This is a genomic window from Pseudomonas sp. MF6394 (genome assembly GCF_002018845.1).
Taxonomy (GTDB): Bacteria; Pseudomonadota; Gammaproteobacteria; order Pseudomonadales; family Pseudomonadaceae; genus Aquipseudomonas; species Aquipseudomonas lactis.
Map to the genome: position 1 here is coordinate 1 of NZ_MVOJ01000040.1, position 17,107 is coordinate 17,107.

The 17,107-nt window shown below is 61.3% G+C and carries 14 protein-coding genes; 3 read left to right on the plus strand and 11 right to left on the minus strand.

Going from position 1 to position 17,107, the window contains the following annotated elements:
• Nucleotides 1–2,047, minus strand: a 2,047-nt coding sequence (locus tag MF6394_RS28910; protein WP_161952185.1) for an RHS repeat domain-containing protein, incomplete at its 3' end; no start/stop codon positions are given.
• A gap of 273 nt (nucleotides 2,048–2,320) precedes the next feature.
• On the opposite strand from MF6394_RS28910, the gene MF6394_RS28915 reads away from it, so the two are divergent.
• Nucleotides 2,321–3,406 (plus strand): DUF1615 domain-containing protein, encoded by a 1,086-nt coding sequence (locus MF6394_RS28915; protein WP_078468052.1) that lies wholly within the window; start codon nucleotides 2,321–2,323, stop codon nucleotides 3,404–3,406.
• Here MF6394_RS28915 and MF6394_RS28920 read toward each other — a convergent pair whose 3' ends face one another.
• The gene (locus MF6394_RS28920) at nucleotides 3,407–4,201 is read right to left on the minus strand and encodes a DUF4349 domain-containing protein (RefSeq protein WP_078468053.1); all 795 of its coding nucleotides are present in this window, start codon (nucleotides 4,199–4,201) and stop codon (nucleotides 3,407–3,409) included.
• 157 nt (nucleotides 4,202–4,358) lie between these two features.
• Here MF6394_RS28920 and MF6394_RS28925 point away from each other — a divergent pair, with 157 nt between their 5' ends.
• Nucleotides 4,359–4,781, plus strand: a complete 423-nt coding sequence (locus tag MF6394_RS28925) for a PaaI family thioesterase (RefSeq protein WP_078468054.1) — start codon at nucleotides 4,359–4,361, stop codon at nucleotides 4,779–4,781.
• Nucleotides 4,782–5,492: 711 nt separating this feature from the next.
• Here the strand turns inward: MF6394_RS28925 and MF6394_RS28930 are convergent.
• The 3 genes from MF6394_RS28930 to MF6394_RS28940 are packed head-to-tail and all read right to left on the minus strand — an operon-like array spanning nucleotide 5,493 to nucleotide 8,075.
• Entirely contained in the window at nucleotides 5,493–6,674 is a 1,182-nt protein-coding gene (locus MF6394_RS28930; protein WP_078468055.1) for an acetyl-CoA C-acetyltransferase, read from the minus strand.
• Between the two features lie 11 nt (nucleotides 6,675–6,685).
• The gene (locus tag MF6394_RS28935; RefSeq protein WP_078468056.1) at nucleotides 6,686–7,345 is read right to left on the minus strand and encodes a CoA transferase subunit B; all 660 of its coding nucleotides are present in this window, start codon (nucleotides 7,343–7,345) and stop codon (nucleotides 6,686–6,688) included.
• A 31-nt stretch (nucleotides 7,346–7,376) separates the two neighbouring features.
• Complete coding sequence (locus tag MF6394_RS28940) at nucleotides 7,377–8,075, minus strand: CoA transferase subunit A (protein ID WP_044273134.1); 699 nt, start codon at nucleotides 8,073–8,075, stop codon at nucleotides 7,377–7,379.
• Between the two features lie 132 nt (nucleotides 8,076–8,207).
• Here MF6394_RS28940 and MF6394_RS28945 point away from each other — a divergent pair, with 132 nt between their 5' ends.
• Complete coding sequence (locus MF6394_RS28945; protein ID WP_044273135.1) at nucleotides 8,208–9,110, plus strand: LysR family transcriptional regulator; 903 nt, start codon at nucleotides 8,208–8,210, stop codon at nucleotides 9,108–9,110.
• A 58-nt stretch (nucleotides 9,111–9,168) separates the two neighbouring features.
• Here MF6394_RS28945 and MF6394_RS28950 read toward each other — a convergent pair whose 3' ends face one another.
• The 6 genes from MF6394_RS28950 to MF6394_RS28975 form a co-directional block, all read right to left on the minus strand.
• On the minus strand, nucleotides 9,169–9,498 hold the full coding sequence (locus tag MF6394_RS28950; protein WP_003190335.1) for a hypothetical protein: 330 nt from the start codon (nucleotides 9,496–9,498) through the stop codon (nucleotides 9,169–9,171).
• A 605-nt stretch (nucleotides 9,499–10,103) separates the two neighbouring features.
• Nucleotides 10,104–10,949: an NAD-dependent protein deacetylase gene (locus tag MF6394_RS28955; RefSeq protein ID WP_078468057.1), complete on the minus strand. Its 846-nt coding sequence runs from the start codon at nucleotides 10,947–10,949 to the stop codon at nucleotides 10,104–10,106.
• Nucleotides 10,950–10,958: 9 nt separating this feature from the next.
• Nucleotides 10,959–11,399 (minus strand): CBS domain-containing protein, encoded by a 441-nt coding sequence (locus MF6394_RS28960; RefSeq protein ID WP_047710523.1) that lies wholly within the window; start codon nucleotides 11,397–11,399, stop codon nucleotides 10,959–10,961.
• Between the two features lie 129 nt (nucleotides 11,400–11,528).
• Nucleotides 11,529–13,478, minus strand: a complete 1,950-nt coding sequence (locus MF6394_RS28965; RefSeq protein WP_078468078.1) for a DNA topoisomerase III — start codon at nucleotides 13,476–13,478, stop codon at nucleotides 11,529–11,531.
• A gap of 220 nt (nucleotides 13,479–13,698) precedes the next feature.
• Nucleotides 13,699–15,321, minus strand: coding sequence for an MFS transporter (locus tag MF6394_RS28970; RefSeq protein ID WP_032892452.1), 1,623 nt, complete (start codon nucleotides 15,319–15,321; stop codon nucleotides 13,699–13,701).
• Nucleotides 15,322–15,403: 82 nt separating this feature from the next.
• Nucleotides 15,404–17,071, minus strand: coding sequence for a GMC family oxidoreductase (locus MF6394_RS28975; protein WP_078468058.1), 1,668 nt, complete (start codon nucleotides 17,069–17,071; stop codon nucleotides 15,404–15,406).
• Nucleotides 17,072–17,107: the final 36 nt, after the last annotated feature.

Sequence of the window (17,107 nt, forward strand, 5' to 3'; positions counted from 1 at the left end):
GGCTACCGTCGGCGTTATGCACGGTGACGCGCCCGTCATCGCCCCAGGCATAACGCGTGTCCATCTGCGAAAAGTTCGCCCAATGCCGAACACAGCGTGCTGCCTTGCCAGCACGTTCCCATTCCCAGAAGAAACTCGCACCACCGGCCAGTTGGCGTTCCAGAATGACGTGCTGATCGTCGTACCGATAGCGCTCGCTTTCACCGACAGCATTGGTCGCGCAAACCAGTCGTCCGTGTTCGTCATAGGCGTAGGAAACAACGTTCTGTTCGGTCTCCCACACGTAGGGCTCACGCCCTTTGGCGCGATGAACCTGATAGTCCACCGCCACGATGCGATCCAGCTCATAACGCAACAGCAGCGAACGGCCAGTACCGTTATCCAGCCGCTCAATCCGCCCATAACGATCCCGGCAAAGGCGCAGCCGGTTGTCATACGCATCGCTGATCGAGACCAGTACGCCATCGCGAAAGTGATAGAAACGCGACGCCTGGGCCAGCACCAACTCGTCAGGCGCCGAACCCAAATAGATCGCCGCTTCAGCCAGGCTATTGGTGATCGCGGGCCGCGAGTCGGTGGGCAAGGGCAGGGCAGTCGAGCGGTTTTCATGGTCAGTCCACACCACCAAATCGCCCGACACTACCAGCCGATGAGCCAGCGCATGGCTCCAGCCAAACCCCAACCCACAATCGACTTCCACCGCACTGGTGCGGTACAGCCGCGTCCATTCAAACGGCAAGGTCCCATCCAGCGCGCCGTCGGTAAGGGTCAGCAACTCCTCGCCGGTGACCATCGACACCGGGCAACCGTGAGTGACCGTTTTATCCGCAGAAGCCGCCGCATCTCCTTTGGGATTTGAAGCCACAGCCGGCACATCATCGACAGGCTCCTGACGGACCAACGTCGTGCGCTGGGTCTTGCCGCGCACCATCGGCACCGGATTCGAAACCAGCGTGTCACCCGCCTTCAACGGCACCACCGGCACTGTCTTGACCGGCGTCGCCGCACTGCTCAGCAACACCGGCTTGGCGACCTCCACATGGGGTTCCAGCCGAGGCCCCTCCACCTGCTTGGCCAGCAATTCCAACAACGCCCGCGCCCGCCCGGATTTGACGTGACTGAGCACACGAGCCCCCAATCGCACCACCACGCCCATCGCACCCAACACGCGAATCAGCAGCAGATTGATCAGCACCTCACCGGTGATTTCACCCCACAGTTCAGCCATCTCCGTAGGTGGGAGCATGCGCATCCAGCTGACCAGCGCCGATAGGTAGACAAACAGCAGCGGCTCATCACTGAGCACCAACAAGCCCTGGGCGATCGAGTCACTGCCTAGGGCCAGCAGTTCATCGAGCTCAGTTTGCGAAAGGTAGTGCAGCAACTTTTCGCTATTGGGCTTGAGGTCCGCCAGCAGCGCAGACAGCTCGCCAATGTTGTCCCACAGGCTATAAAGTGCCTTGCCCAACCCACTGGCAAAGGCTGCCTCCAGCAGGCGCCGCCGCTCAAGCGGGCGGGCGTCTGTGTAGTTTTTCCACTGGGCCTGGAAGGTGTCGGTCCACTCTTTGCGCAGCCGGGTTTCCAGTGCAGCGATCACCGACTGGTAGGACGCATACAGCGCCTGGACGTTATCCTGGGAAACGTTGGGGTAAAAACTCACCCGGTATTGCTGGTTGCGATCACATTCGGTGATTTCGAGGATGCCACTGGGGCCGATGGTCTTATGGAGGGGCTCGCCCAGCGGGCCGCCGTTTGGATCAACGCGTTGCACCACCACCGGCGTGTTGCCGATGGGCACGAACCTGGTGCTCTGGAACATATGCACCAGGGTCAAGGTACCTGTGGCCTGGCACGTGGCGACGGTACTGCTGGGGAACAGGGAACGATTGATCGGTGCAACCAGCGCGACGTCATCGCCGACCTTGAACACCTGTTCGACGTCCAGTGCCGAGAAGCTCCAAAAGCTTTTGGCCCACTCGTCAAAGGTGTTCAAGCAATCGCGAAAGTCACGGAAGACGCCTTCAACGTCGACCGCTTCCACGTTCATTGGCGTCAGCGCCAGCCTGCCAATGGCCGGGTTCAAGTGCCGGCCCCGTCAACCGCACGCGTCACGAAAAAAACCATCTGCACTCCCTCGCACTGTTTGATCAGGCGAGGGACTTTGCAGAGGTTTGCGCAGGCGAGGAGTAGAGCTTATCCGGCAGTTGTGTGGGATGTTTCAGTTACTGCCAGGCACGGGGTTCGGCATGCCGACGAACCCCGGTTAGACTTACCTGTCGATATCAGCACTGCCCGGCCTGTCGTTAACCAAGGAAGCCCCATGTATTCAACGCGTCTGCTGCTCTGCCTCATTCCTTTACTGGTACTGGCCGGTTGCTCCACCTCCCGTGGCCCTCAGCAGCCCGAGCGCAGTGAAGCCGAGGTGAAGGCGCAGATCGTGCGCCTGCTGCCGGCCAAGGTCGCGGACCGTAACGGTTGGGCCCAGGACATCTACACCGCCTTCGACACCCAGAAAATCTACCCCAGCACCGAAAACATCTGTGCGGTACTGGCGGTGACCGAGCAAGAGTCCACCTATCAGGTCGACCCGCCGGTGCCCGGTATGGGCAAGATCGCCCAGGATGAAATCCTGCGCCGCGCCAGCAAGGTGCATGTGCCGGCATTCGTGGTGCGCAGCGCTTTGCAACTGCGCTCGCCCACCGGCAAAACCTACGCCGACCGTTTGAATGCCGCCCGTACGGAGAGGGATTTGAGCGGCATTTTCGATGACTTCATCAGCATGGTGCCCCTGGGCAATACGCTGTTTGGCGGGTTCAACCCGGTACACACCGCAGGCCCCATGCAGGTCAGTATCGACTTTGCGCAGAAACAGGCGCGGGGTTATCCCTACACAGTGGACGGTACGATTCGCCGTGAAGTGTTCACCCGTCGCGGCGGTATGTACTTCGGCATCGCCCACTTGCTCGGCTACCCGGTGAGCTACGACCAGCCGCTGTACCGCTTTGCCGATTTCAACGCCGGTTGGTACGCCAGCCGCAATGCCGCGTTCCAGGCAGCGGTCAGCCGTGTTTCAGGCAAAGAGCTTGCACTGGATGGGGATTTGATCCGCTATGGCTCCTTGCTGCCCGGCACCACCGAGCTGGCGGTGCGTTCACTGGGGGCCAAGCTGGACATGCGCAACCCGAGCATTCGCAGCCAACTGGAGCAGGGCGAGCAGTTGGATTTCGAGGACACTACCTTGTACAAGCGCGTCTTCAGCCTGGCCGACCAGGCGGCTGGAAAGCCGCTGCCACGGGCGATCCTGCCGGGTATTGTGCTCAAGAGCCCGAAGATCACCCGCAACCTGACCACGGCCTGGTTTGCCAAGCGCGTGGATGAGCGCTACCAGCGCTGCTTGAAGCGCTGATCAACCGCGGCGCTTGACGAACCGGCGCCACAAGCCCACCCACAACCACACCACCGGGAACGCCAGGATCACGAAGGGCAGCACATAGCTGGCGCGTTCCAGGGCGTCTGCGGTGCCGTTCACCAGGTTGTCTCCCAGGTTGCTGAACATCCGGGTGAACCTTGACACCTGGTTGGCGCCGTCCGCGGAACGGAAGTTCAAGGTCACGCGGTTGGTGTCGAGGCGGCGTTGCTGGCCGGCGGCAACCTGAGCCAGTTCCTGCAGCTCGTTTTCAATACCGGCTTGCTCTTTGCTCAGGACGATCAGGTCGCTGACGGTGATGTCCTTGCGCTTGGCCAGCTCATCGAGGCGTTGCTGCTGGGCTTGCAGGCGGTCCTGGCGGCGGCGCACATCCGCCACGGCATCGGCCAGGTCTTCGGCAGTGGTGATGCGCTGGCCGAGCTTACCGCCTTCGGCCGCCAGGGCGACCATCGGCTCCACACCCGTGGGCGCGATCCGCAGGATGATCTGGCCACCCTGGCTGTCTTCAGTAATACCCAGGATATTGCAGGCGCCAAAGCGCGCCGTGTCACACGCCTCGCGAGTGGCCTGCATGCGCGGCGAAAGCAGGGCACCGGGCAGGGCCAGGGTCAATTCATGCTCATAGGCCAGTTGCGCCCCGGCCTTGCCCTGTTCGCCATTGATGACGGTGGTGCGAGAGTGGTCCTTGGGGGAACAACCGGCCAAGGCCAGGCCGGCCAGCAAGAGCAACAGCGGCGCGCGAAGCGGGTGGGAGTTGCCGTCCAGGTGGCGCATGGCGTTTCCTTGATATGTGCGGGAGAAATTGGCCGAGATTAAAGCGGGTCTGGCCCATTAACGCAAAGCATTGCCCGGGATTTGCCCGGCTGATGGTGGTGGCTGCCGGGTCGAGGCTGGCGTACATCTCAAGCCTCATACCAGGGAAGCAACCGCCATGAACGCTCAGACCGTCCCCCAAGGTTTTGTCCCATTGCCGGGCAGCAGCCCGTTGCTGGAACTGCTCGGCCCGGCGTACTGCCGTGGCGAAGGTTTGCAATTGGAAGTCGGCCTGCGCGCCGATCATCGTCACGCCAACGGGCGCGGTACGGTGCACGGCGGGGTGCTGGCGACGCTGGCCGATATCGGCATGGGTTACGCCATGGCGTTTTCCAGTGAGCCGCCGTTGCCGTTGATTACCGCTAGCATGACCGTGGATTACCTGGGCGCCGTGCAGGTAGGGGAGTGGATGGTGGTGCGTTTGGAAAGCCACAAGCGCGGACGGCAGATGGCGTTTGCCACGTTGAGTTTGCAGGTGGAGGAGAGGGTGGTGCTGCGGGCGAGTGCGGTGTTCGCGGTGCCGCATGCTGACAGGCAATGAGAGCAAATGTGGGAGCTGGCTTGCCTGCGATGGCGGCCTGCCAGCCGACACTTTTCTACCTGACACCCCACAATCCAACTGTGGGAGCGGGCTTGCTCGCGAAGGCGGCCTAACAGTCAACACAGTTGGACCGGGTACATATCCGTTATTTAGGTAACGGCCACCTAGGGTTCCGCCCTGACGGCGGCTCACTTTGCAAAAGCGGCAAAGTAAGCAAAACGCTCTTGCCCCACCACTCGGCACCTCGCCGGGGCTCGGTGTGCCCGTAATCCGCCAGTGATTTGGGGGGCCGCCGCCACGCGCCATCCATGGCGCGGGGCGGCTAAACCGGCATCCCTGCCGGTTTACCCCCCAAATCCCTGTCGAATTCCGGCCAGCGTGGTTTAACGGGGCGCCTGAGATCAAAAGCAGATCAAGATCAAGAGCGGCTCGCTTCGCATCGTGGTTACCGTTGAGCGGCAGCCCACAACGTTGTGTAGATACCTATGGCCATCGCAGGCACGCCAGCTCCCACCTTTTGACCGAGTTGTTTCAGGGGACACGAGAAAAAGAAAAGGCCTGGCTTTTCGTGGAGCCGGGCCTTTTCTGTGTTGCTCGTTATGTCTCACCTGTAGGAGCGAGCTTGCTCGCGAAGCACTCATAGGCAACAGGTTCTATCAGGAACGCTGCGTTATCCTTGACGTTTTTCGTGAGCAAGCTCGCTCCTACAGGTCAGTTGCGCTCGAGCGCCAGGGCTACGCCTTGGCCGCCGCCGATGCACAGCGTTGCCAAGCCTTTCTTGGCGTCGCGCTTGATCATTTCATGCAGCAGGGTCACCAGCACGCGGCAGCCTGAAGCCCCGATGGGGTGACCGATGGCGATGGCGCCACCGTTGACGTTGACCTTCTGCGCGTCCCATTCCAGCTCTTTGCCCACCGCGCGGGCTTGTGCGGCGAAGGCTTCGTTGGCTTCGATCAGGTCCAGGTCAGCCAACTGCCAGCCGGCCTTGTCCAGGCAGCGGCGGGTGGCCGAGACCGGGCCGATGCCCATGATCGCCGGGTCGACGCCCGCGTTGGCGTAGCTGGCGATACGCGCCAGTACGGGCAGGCCGAGGGCCTTGGCTTTGGCGGCGCTCATCAGCAGCACCGCGGCGGCGCCGTCGTTGAGGCTGGAGGCGTTGCCGGCGGTGACGCTGCCGTCTTTCTTGAACGCAGGCTTGAGCTTGGCCAGGGATTCGGCGGTGGTGCCGGCGCGGGGTTGTTCGTCCACCGCGAAGGCCACCGGGTCGCCTTTGCGCTGGGGAATCAGGATCGGTGTGATCTCATCGGCAAAGCGCCCGGCTTCGATAGCAGCAGCGGCTTTTTGCTGGGAGGCGGCGGCAAAGGCGTCCTGGGCTTCGCGGCTGATGCCGTATTTGTCCACCAGGTTCTCGGCGGTGATGCCCATGTGGTAGTCGTTGAACGCATCCCACAGGCCGTCGGTGATCATGCTGTCGATCATCTTCGCATGGCCCATGCGCAAACCGGTGCGCGCGGCAGGCAATACATACGGGGCCAGGCTCATGTTCTCCATGCCACCGGCAATGATCACCTCGGCGTCGCCGCAACGAATGGCCTGGGCGCCGAGGTGCAGAGCCTTGAGGCCCGAACCGCAGACCTTGTTCAGGGTCAGGCTCGGCACGGCGTGGGGCAGGCCGGCGAGGATCGAAGCCTGGCGCGCCGGGTTCTGGCCGCTGCCTGCGGTAAGCACCTGGCCGAGGATCACTTCATCCACTTGCGCCGGGTCCAGGCCGGTCTGCTCCAGCAGGCGACGGATCACGGCGGCGCCCAGTTCCGGGGCCGGAATGTTCGCCAGCGAACCTTGGAAGCTGCCCACGGCGGTGCGGGTGGCAGCAACAATCACGACGTCTTGCATGGAATCTGTCCTCACTGGAAGTGCATTTCTGGAACGTGGTCCGGGACGATCAGTTTACCGGCGGTCTTGCTCACAATCTCTTCAACGCTGACGCCAGGTGCGCGTTCCTTGAGGACAAAAGCGCCATTTTCGATTTCCAGGTACGCCAGGTCCGTGAGCACACGCTTGATGCAGTTGGCACCGGTCAGCGGCAGGCTGCACTGGCTGAGCAACTTGGACTCACCGTCTTTGGAGGCGTGAGTCATGATCACGATGATGTTTTCTGCGCCAGCCACCAGGTCCATGGCACCGCCCATGCCCTTGACCAGCTTGCCGGGGATCATCCACGAAGCGATGTTGCCCTGTACGTCTACTTCGAATGCGCCGAGTACGGTGAGATCGACATGCCCACCGCGAATCATCGCGAAGGACTCGGCGGAAGAGAAGATCGAGGCGCCGATGCGTGCGGTGACGGTCTGCTTGCCGGCGTTGATCATGTCGGCATCGATGGTGTCTTCGGTCGGAAACGGGCCCATGCCCAGCAGGCCGTTTTCCGATTGCAGCATCACTTCCATGCCGTCGGGGATGTCGTTGGCCACCAGGGTCGGAATGCCGATACCGAGGTTCACGTAGTAACCGTCCTGCATCTCGCGGGCAACGCGTTGAGCCATTTGTTCGCGGGTAAGCGCCATGATTGTTTCCTCTTATTGTTCTGGACGGGGATTATTTGCGGACGGTGCGCTGTTCAATGCGCTTTTCGAAGGTGCCGCAGATGATCCGGTCGACGTAGATGCCAGGGGTGTGGATCTGCGCCGGGTCCAGCTCGCCCGGTTCGACGATTTCCTCGACTTCGACCACGGTGATCTTGCCGGCGGTGGCGGCCAGCGGGTTGAAGTTCTGGGCGGTGTGACGGTAGATGACGTTGCCGAAGTGGTCGGCTTTCCAGCCTTTGACGATGGCAAAGTCGCCGGTGATGGACTCTTCCATCAGATACGGGCGACCGTTGAACTCGCGGGTTTCCTTGCCTTCGGCCACGGGGGTGCCGACGCCGGTGGCGGTGAAGAAGGCCGGAATGCCGGCGCCGCCTGCGCGCATTTTCTCTGCCAGGGTGCCTTGGGGCGTGAGCACCACCTCAATCTCGCCGCTGAGCAGCTGCTTCTCGAACAGGGCGTTTTCACCCACGTAGGAAGCGATCACTTTGCTGATCTGCTTCTGTTCCAGCAGCACGCCCAGGCCAAAGCCATCGACGCCACAGTTGTTGGAGACCACCGTCAGGTCGCGGGTGCCTTTGCGCTTGATTTCGCCAATGAGGTTTTCCGGAATACCACACAGGCCAAAACCACCGGAGAGTACGGTCATGCCGTCTTCCAGGCCTGCCAGTGCTTCTTCATAGGACGCCACGCGTTTATCGAAACCTGCCATATGCACCTCTTTTATTGTTTGTGGTCCAGCCAGTGAGTTGAGTGTTGCGCCAGTGGATTGATTTGTTAAGTTGTTTTTTAAGGTTGATTGATTTAGAAAACAGCATAGTCCAGTCATCGTCCGGAGCAACTCATGACCGTCAAACAGATGCGTGCCTTTCTCGCTGTTGCGCAAAGCCTGAGTTTTGCCGCTGCCTGCGAGCGTTTGCACCTCTCCCAATCGGCGTTGAGCTTGACCATCAAGGGCCTGGAAGAAGGTTTAGGCGGGCGCCTGTTCAGCCGCAATACCCGTAACGTCGCGCTGACCCCTGAAGGTGAATCCCTGTTGCCCCTGGCCCGCCGGTTGATTGCCGATTGGGACAACGCCGAAGACGAACTGCGCCAGCGTTTTACCCTGCAACGCGGCCGCGTCACGGTGGCGGCCATGCCGTCGTTCGCGGGGAACCTGTTGCCGCCGATCCTGAAGATATTCCGCGCCCGTTACCCTCAGGTGAACGTGACGGTGCATGACCTGATCAATGAGCAAGTGCTGGAGATGGTGCGCGACCGTCAGGTGGAGTTGGGGGTGGCGTTCGAGCCATCAGATGGCTCGTCATTGGCGTTCACGCCGCTGTACCTGGACCGCTTTGTGGCTGTGGTGCCGGGAGATTCAGCCTTGGCACAGCGCGCTGAAATCGACTGGAAAGCTCTATTGGAACAGCCGTTCATCACCCTGCAACGGCCTTCCACCGTGCGAGTAATGTTGGAAGAGCACCTGGGGGCCTTGCAGATGAAATTGCCCGTGGCCTTGGAAAGCCATCAATTGGCGACGGTGGGCAAGATGGTTGCCAGCGGTTTGGGAGTTAGCGCGGTGCCTGCGTTATGCGCCAGGCAGATGGAGGAGGCGGGAGCCCGTTGCATTACCTTGACCGGTCCGGTGATCGAGCGGCCGATTGGGGTGCTGACCAAGCCGGGGCATGAACTGTCGGCAGCGGCGCAGGTGTTGTTTGATATCTTTCGAGATGAAGCGGCGAAGGGCAGGTTTCCAACGTTCTAAACTAGTAAATACAAATGCGGGAGCTGGCAAGCCAGCTCCCACATTAATTAAGTACTACTTAGTAGTAACGGTCGATCACTTTAACTTGCGAGCTGTCTTTGAAAGACGCCCAGGCATTGTTAAGTGTGTCAAACACCTGTTCGATAAAGTTGCGGTCAGCCGCGGCTTTCTTGCCGACATAACCCTGGCCACGGCGGTACATCTTCAGGCGCGCCGCGAGCTCACGGTTATTGCGGTCAAACTCGGCTTCTTCGGTATGGGGCGCCAGGCAGTCAATTTGCACTTCGCCCGATTTGCCAATCCACAGGATATGGTCGTCGAGTGTGTCTTTCTGCGCTGCGAACATCTCAGCCAATTCATCGATAGTTGGTTGGTTGTTCAGATTCATGTGTAAGCCCCTTGACCAGTTGGCGATCTATCAGTTGATTCGTTAATACCAGTTAAGTTGTCTCCGGTTACTAAAACCGGGCGTCAGCGACGGGCTGCCGAATACGGGCAGGGTCTTGTAGCTGATGCATGTAGTCTTGCTGATGGACTGCTACGCAATGCTCTGACTGCGAAGACAAGCCGCGTTTGAGCGTCTTGTACCCGTCCCTTTCGGGGCCGGTCAGCTTCATCAATCTGCCTTGTGGGCAGTGCACATCCAGAAAAACAGCTCGGCGGTCAGACGAGCCTGTTCAAAACGCTTGTTACCAACGCTCTCGATCCGAGAGACGTCTAGATCATGCAAGGACAAAAAGGTTACGTCAACGGTTATGTAGTGATTATTTTTGCTCACTACATAAATTGCCGTGGGGACGGGGGAATGCGAGAAAATGTGACTTGGGCGTCATTTTCTGTGCGGTGGGTCGCACAGCTACGGTGGTCAATTCGCCGCAGGATCCATGTGGGAGCGGGCTTGCTCGCGAAAGCGGTGGGGCTGACAACTATGTATTGGCTGACACTGCGCATTCGCGAGCAAGCCCGCTCCCACAGTTGATCTGTATCGCTGTTCTATCCGAGTTGAGCAGCCAGCAACGGCAACAACTGTTCGCATGAGGCCTGAATTTTCACCTGCAACAGCTCATCCCCCCGCGTCTTGCCCAGGTTGATAGCAATCACCGGCTTACCCTGTTCAACCATCGCTTTGCATAGGCGAAACGCCGAATAGGCCATCAGCGACGAACCCACCACCAACAGTCCTTCGGCATGCTCTACCGCCGTCATTGCCTTGAGCGCCGTCGCCGGTGCGACGTTTTCTCCAAAGAACACCACATCCGGTTTCAGCCGTTCGCCATTGCAGTGCGGGCAGCGGGGCACCTGGAAGCGCTGTTCAAACGCGGGATCAAGCAAGGTGTCGCCATCCGGCGCTTGCACCGCATGAACCTGTGCCATGTGCGGGTTATCGACTTCCATCTGCCGCTGGATCACATCGCGCTCGCTACGCAGTTGGCAATCCAGGCACAGCACCCGATGCAAACTGCCATGCAGCTCGATCACATCCTGGCTGCCGGCCTGGTCATGCAGGGTGTCGACGTTCTGCGTAATCAGCCCGCTGATATGGCCACGGTGTTGCAGCGTCGCGAGCGCAAGGTGGGCCTTGTTCGGCTGGGCAATGCGCACCCGCGGCCACCCCAGCATCGCCCGCGCCCAGTAGCGGCGCCGCGCCTCTGGAGTGGCGAGGAATTCCTGGTACATCATCGGTGGCTTGCCCCGGCGTACACCTTCACCGTCCCGGTAATCCGGGATACCCGAAGATGTACTGATCCCTGCGCCGGTCAGTACCAGAAAATGCCGGCCGGTCATGGCCCGGTGCAGGGTGTCGAGGTGGTCTTCCTGATGGTCCTGCGTGTCGAGCATGGGTTCCCCCTATTCGCCGCGGATGTACTGTTCCAGCTGCTGGATCAAGGCCGCTTGTTCGGCAATGGCTTCCTTGACCAAGTCACCGATGGACAGCAGGCCCAGCAGTTTGCCGTCTTCGACCACGGGCAGGTGGCGCAGGTGACTGTCGGTCATGATGTTCATGCATTCCTCGACACTCTTGTGAGTATCCACCGTGATCACCGGCGAGCTCATCACCTCATGGACCTTGGTAGTGACCGACGAGAGGCCCTTGAGCATGATTTTGCGCGCGTAATCCCGTTCACTGATGATGCCGACCACTACGCCATCCTTGACCACGGGCAAGGCACCGACGTTTTTCTCGGACATTCGCACCAGCGCTTCAAACACGGTGTGGTCCCATTTGATCGTGTGGACGTCCTGGTTCTTCTGGTCCTTGGCTTTGAGCAGTTGTGCAACGGTCTTCATGGCGGCCACTCCGGTGTTGTTGTTGGTAGTCCAGATCCCCTACAGAATCCTAGACCGAACCCGCCGGAGCAAGGGCCAATGCGGCGTTAAACCTGTCGAAAAACGTCATGGGCCGGTTTTTTTCGGTATTTATCCGGCATTTGCCGGTTTTTTCCCGCGCTTGGGGCTGGCAGCAGCCTTACGCGGGGCGGCCTTGCGTTTCTTTTTCCCCGGCGCTGCACCTCGGCCTGCGGGGCTGGCGGGGCCAGTGATGGTCATGCGCATGCCGTTGCAGCGCGCCACTTGCTTGCTCATCCACGCCGCTTGCTTGGCGACGAATTCTTCCAGGCTCATTTCGCCGCTTTGCACCATGTCCAGTGCCTGTTCCCAGATGGCGGTGGTGCCGGGGTCGGCGATGGCGCGGGGCACCGCGTCGATCAGGCTGAACGCGGCCGGGGTTGCCGACAGGGCCTTGCCGTTTTTCACCAGGTAGCCGCGGTCCAGCAGGCCCTGGATAATCCCGGCGCGGGTGGCCTCGGTGCCGATGCCCGTGGTGTCCTTGAGTTTTTGCTTGAGCAAGGGGTCCTCCACCAGCTTGGCGACGTTTTTCATTGCCTTGATCAGGTCGCCTTCGGTAAAGGGCTTGGGTGGCTGGGTCCATAGGTCCTTGAGGTTGACCTTGGCCACGGCGTAGTCATGGCCCTGCACCAGCGTCGGCAATGCTTGGGGCGCGGGGGCTTCGCGACCTTTGGCGGGGGCCAGCGCTTCGGGCAAGGCGCGTTTCCAGCCCGGTTCGATAATGACTTTGCCCACCGCGCGCAACGCCTGGCCGGCACAGTCGAAATCGGCCTGGGTGCGGTCGTATTCATGGTTGGGCAGGAACTGCGCCAGGTAGCGCGCACGAATCAGCGTGTAGACCGCACGGTGCTTGCCGGTCAGTTGGCTGATGTCCTTGCCGGCCCCTGTGGGGATGATGCCGTGGTGGGCGCTGACTTTCGCGTCGTTCCAAGCCCGCGAACGGCGCTGTGGGTCGATGTGCGGCATCAGCGCGTTGACCGCGGTGTCCGCACGGCCCAGCGCCGCCAGGATCTTCGGCGCTTCACTGTGCTGGCTCAGCGGCAGGTAACCGCAATCGCTGCGCGGGTAGGTGATGGCCTTGTGGGTTTCGTACAGGGATTGGGCGATATCCAGGGTTTCCTGGGCGCCCAGGCCAAGCTTCTTCGAACAGATCTCCTGCAAGGTGCCAAGGTCGAAGGGCAGGGGCGCCACCTCGCGCATGCGTTCGGTACGCAGTTTCACCAGCCGCGCCGTGGCGGCGTTGAGCATGGCGTCGGCGGCGTCCCGCGCCAGTTGCGGGTTGAGGCAACGGCCCTGGTCGTCACAGGCATCCTCAGGGGCGCGCCATTGGGCGGTGAAGGTCATGTGCTCGTGGTGCAGGTCGACATCGATGGCCCAATAGGCCACCGGCACGAAATCGGCGATGCTGCGATCACGGTCCACCACCAGGCGCAAGGTCGGGGTTTGCACCCGGCCAACCGGCAGCACGCCTTGGTAACCGGATTGGCGCCCCAGCAGGGTAAACAGGCGGCTCATGTTCATGCCGATCAGCCAGTCGGCACGCGAGCGCCCCAGGGCCGAGTGATACAGGCTGAAGGTTTCTGCACCGGGTTTGAGCGCCGCCAGGGCCTTGCGAATGGAGGCGTCGTCGAGTGCCGACAGCCACAGCCGCTGGATCGGCCCGCGGTAGCGGCAATGCTCCACCAGTTCACGGGCGATCATCTCGCCTTCACGGTCGGCGTCGGTGGCGATCACCAGTTCCTGGGCTTCCCCCAGCAAGCGTTTGACGGCCTTGTATTGGCTGGCGGTCTTGGGCTTGACCAGCATCTTCCATTTTTCCGGAACGATCGGCAGGTCGGCCAGCACCCAGCGTTTGTACTTGGCGTCGTAAGCGTCGGGCGGAGCGGTTTCCAACAAGTGGCCGATGCACCAGGTGACCGTGACTCCATGACCCAGCCAGCACCCATCGCCGCGGCGGCTGGCGCCGAGCACGGCCGCGATATCCTTGGCCTGGGAGGGTTTTTCACAGAGGTACAGCCGCATGGTCATCACATCAGATCAGGTTGATGCCTTGCAGGATGCTTATTTGAAGGGATTTGAGCAACCATTATCTGTATGGATGTACAGCAATTTGTGTGGGCGCCGCACACCGCTGTAGGAGCGAGCTTGCTCGCGAAGGTCGTTATGATGACGCGGGGCGCCTGGTGCCCCGCGGCGCGCTCAGGTTCTTCGCGAGCAAGCTCGCTCCTACAGGGGGGAGGTATCAGTTGTTTTCGATATCCACATGCCGGGTTTCTTTAAGGCAGAACAGCCCGACGATCAGGCTCACGCCCGTCACCACCACCGGGTACCACAACCCATAGAAAATATCGCCGGTGTACACCACCAGGGCGAACGATACCGTCGGCAGGAACCCGCCAAACCAGCCGTTACCGATGTGGTAGGGCAGGGACATCGAGGTGTAGCGGATGCGCGTCGGAAACAGCTCCACCATCAGCGCTGCCAACGGCCCGTAGCACATGGCGGCGATGAAGATCAGCACCACGATCAGCACCACCACCATCAGCTTGTTGACCTGGGCCACATCCGCCGATGACGGGTAGCCGGCCAGGGCCACGGCGCCACGCAGGGCCGCTTCGTCAAAACCGTCGATACGCACATCGCCCACGCTCACTTGCACCGGGCTGCCCGCAGGGGCGGCGGCGCTGCTGTAGGGCAGGCCCTGTTTGACCAGGAAGGTCTTGACCTTGTCGCACGGGCTGTCAAAACGGGCCTTGCCCACTGGGTCGAACTGGAAGGTGCAGGTGGCCGGGTCGGCCAGTACGGTGATCGGCGCTTGTTGGCTAGCCTGGTCCATCGCCGGGTTGGTGTAGTGCGCCAGGCCCTTGAAGATCGGGAAGTACAGCGCGGTCGCCAACAGCAGGCCGAGCATCAGCACCGGCTTGCGCCCGACCTTGTCCGACAGCCAGCCAAACAGGATAAAGAACGGCGCGCCAATCACCACGCTGATGATCAACAGCATATTGGCCAGGGCCGGGTCCATGCGCAGGAACTGGGTGAGGAAGAACAGCACATAAAACTGCGCCGCGTAGAAGGTCACGGCCTGCCCGCCGTTGATGCTGAACAGGGCGATCAGCACCACCTTGAGGTTTTCCCACTTGCCGAACGACTCGCGAATCGGCGCCTTGCACGCCTTGCCTTCTTCTTTCATTTTCAAGAAGGCGGGCGACTCGTGCAGGCTCATGCGGATCCAGGTCGAGATGCCCAGCAGCACGATGGAAAACAGGAACGGAATGCGCCAGCCCCACACTTCGAACTGATCGCCGGTGAAGTAACGGCAGGCCAGCACCACCAGCAGCGACAGCAGCAGGCCGAGGGTGGCGGTGGATTGAATCCAGCTGGTATGCAGCCCGCGCTTGCCCGGTGGCGCATGCTCGGCCACGTAGGTAGCGGCACCACCGTATTCGCCGCCCAGTGCCAGGCCCTGCAGCATGCGCAGCACAATGAGGATGATCGGCGCGGCAATGCCGATGCTGGCGTAGGTCGGCAGCAACCCGACGCAGAAGGTTGCCACGCCCATCAGGATGATGGTCACGAGGAAGGTGTACTTGCGCCCGATCATATCGCCCAGGCGGCCGAACACCAGCGCACCGAATGGCCGCACCACAAAGCCTGCGGCAAAGGCCATCAAGGCAAAGATAAACGCCGTGGTGTCATTGACCCCGGCAAAGAACTGCTTGCTGATCACCGCCGCCAGGGCGCCGTAGAGGAAAAAGTCATACCACTCGAACACCGTCCCCAGGGAGGAGGCGAAGATGACCTTTCTTGATTCGTTGGCGGTACTTGCACTGGCCGCCGAGCCCAGGGGTTGAGCATGTTCTGACATCGGGTGTCCCTCACAGTGATTATTTATTGTTGTTCCACTGTCGGCGCCAACCTCAGCGCCGCTATTTTTTCAACGTCAACGATTACGCGGGGTGCCCTGTAGTGCGCGGTGCTGGTGGGTTTTTCGCGAGTAAGCTCGCGCCTACAGTGTTGGGTGACAGGATGAGCTGCGCGGCTTTCTCCGCGATCATCAGCGTGGGTGAGCAGGTATTGCCGGAGGTGATGCGCGGCATGATCGACGCATCGGCAATGCGCAGGCCGGGGATGCCGTGTACGCGCAGTTGGCTGTCGACCACAGCGTCCTTGTCATCGCCCATGCGGCAAGTGCCCACCGGATGGAAAATCGTGGTGCCGATCCGAGCGGCGGCCTCGTGCAGTTGTTCTTCAGTTTGCAGGGCCTGGCCAGGCAGGTATTCCACCGGTTTGAACTGGCTCAGGGCCGGAGCGGCGACGATGCGCCGGGTCAGGCGAATGGCGTCGGCGGCGATGCGCAAGTCTTCGGGGTGGCTGAGGTAATTGGGTTGTATCAGCGGCGCATCCGCCGGGTTGGCCGAACGAATATCCACCCGGCCGCGACTTTGCGGGCGCAGGTCGCAAACCGACGCGGTAAATGCCGGGAAGCCGTGCAACGGTTCGCCAAAGCGCTCCAGGGACAGTGGCTGCACGTGGTATTGCAGGTTGGCCGAGGTCTGCTCCGGCCCGGAGCGGGCAAACGCGCCGAGCTGGCTGGGCGCCATCGACAGCGGGCCGCTGCGGTCGTACAGGTAGCGCAGGCCCATGCCCATCTTGCCCCACAATGTGCCGGCGATCTGGTTCAGGGTGCGGGCATTTTCCAGTTTGTAGATCAGGCGCAGTTGCAGGTGATCTTGCAGGTTGCCACCAACACCTGGCAGCTCGTGCACCACGTCGATACCCAGCGGCTTGAGCACCTGGGAAGGGCCGATCCCTGAACGTTGCAGAATCCCCGGCGAACCCACCGAGCCGGCGCACAGTACGATCTCCTTGCGCGCCTTCCAGCCCATCGACTGGCCGTGTTGACGCCCCAGTACCTGCGAGGCACGACCGTTTTCCAGCAGCACACGCTCAACTTCCACCTCAGTCAGCACGGTGAGGTTGGGGCGGTGGCGGATCGGCTTGAGAAACGCCTTGGCCGCATTCCAGCGCACACCGGCTTTCTGGTTGACCTGGAAGTAACCGCAACCCTCGTTATCGCCCTGGTTGAAATCATTGATATTGGCGATGCCGCTTTGGGCAGCCGCCTCACGAAACGCATCGAGGATCGGCCACGACAGGCGCTGTTGCTCGACGCGCCACTCGCCGCCCTCGTTGTGGAATTCAGAGCCGCCGGCAAAATGGTTTTCGCTCTGTTTGAACAGCGGCAGTACGTCTTTCCAGGCCCAGCCCGCGTTGCCTGCCGCCGCCCAGCCGTCGTAGTCCTGGGCCTGGCCGCGCATATAGATCATGCCGTTGATGGACGAGCAGCCGCCCAGCACTTTGCCCCGTGGGTAGCTCAAGGCGCGCCCTTGCAGGCCAGCTTGGGATTGGGTCTTGAAGCACCAGTCGGTGCGTGGGTTGCCGATGCAGAACAGGTAGCCGACGGGGATATGGATCCAGGGGTAGTTGTCGCGGCCACCGGCTTCCAGCAGCAGCACACGGTGAGCCGGGTTGGCGGACAGACGATTGGCCAGCAGGCATCCGGCGGGGCCGGCGCCGACGACGATGTAATCGTATTCAGCAGTTGCATTGGGCATCTGGGGTCTCGCTTGTTTTTCTTATTGGCCCCATCC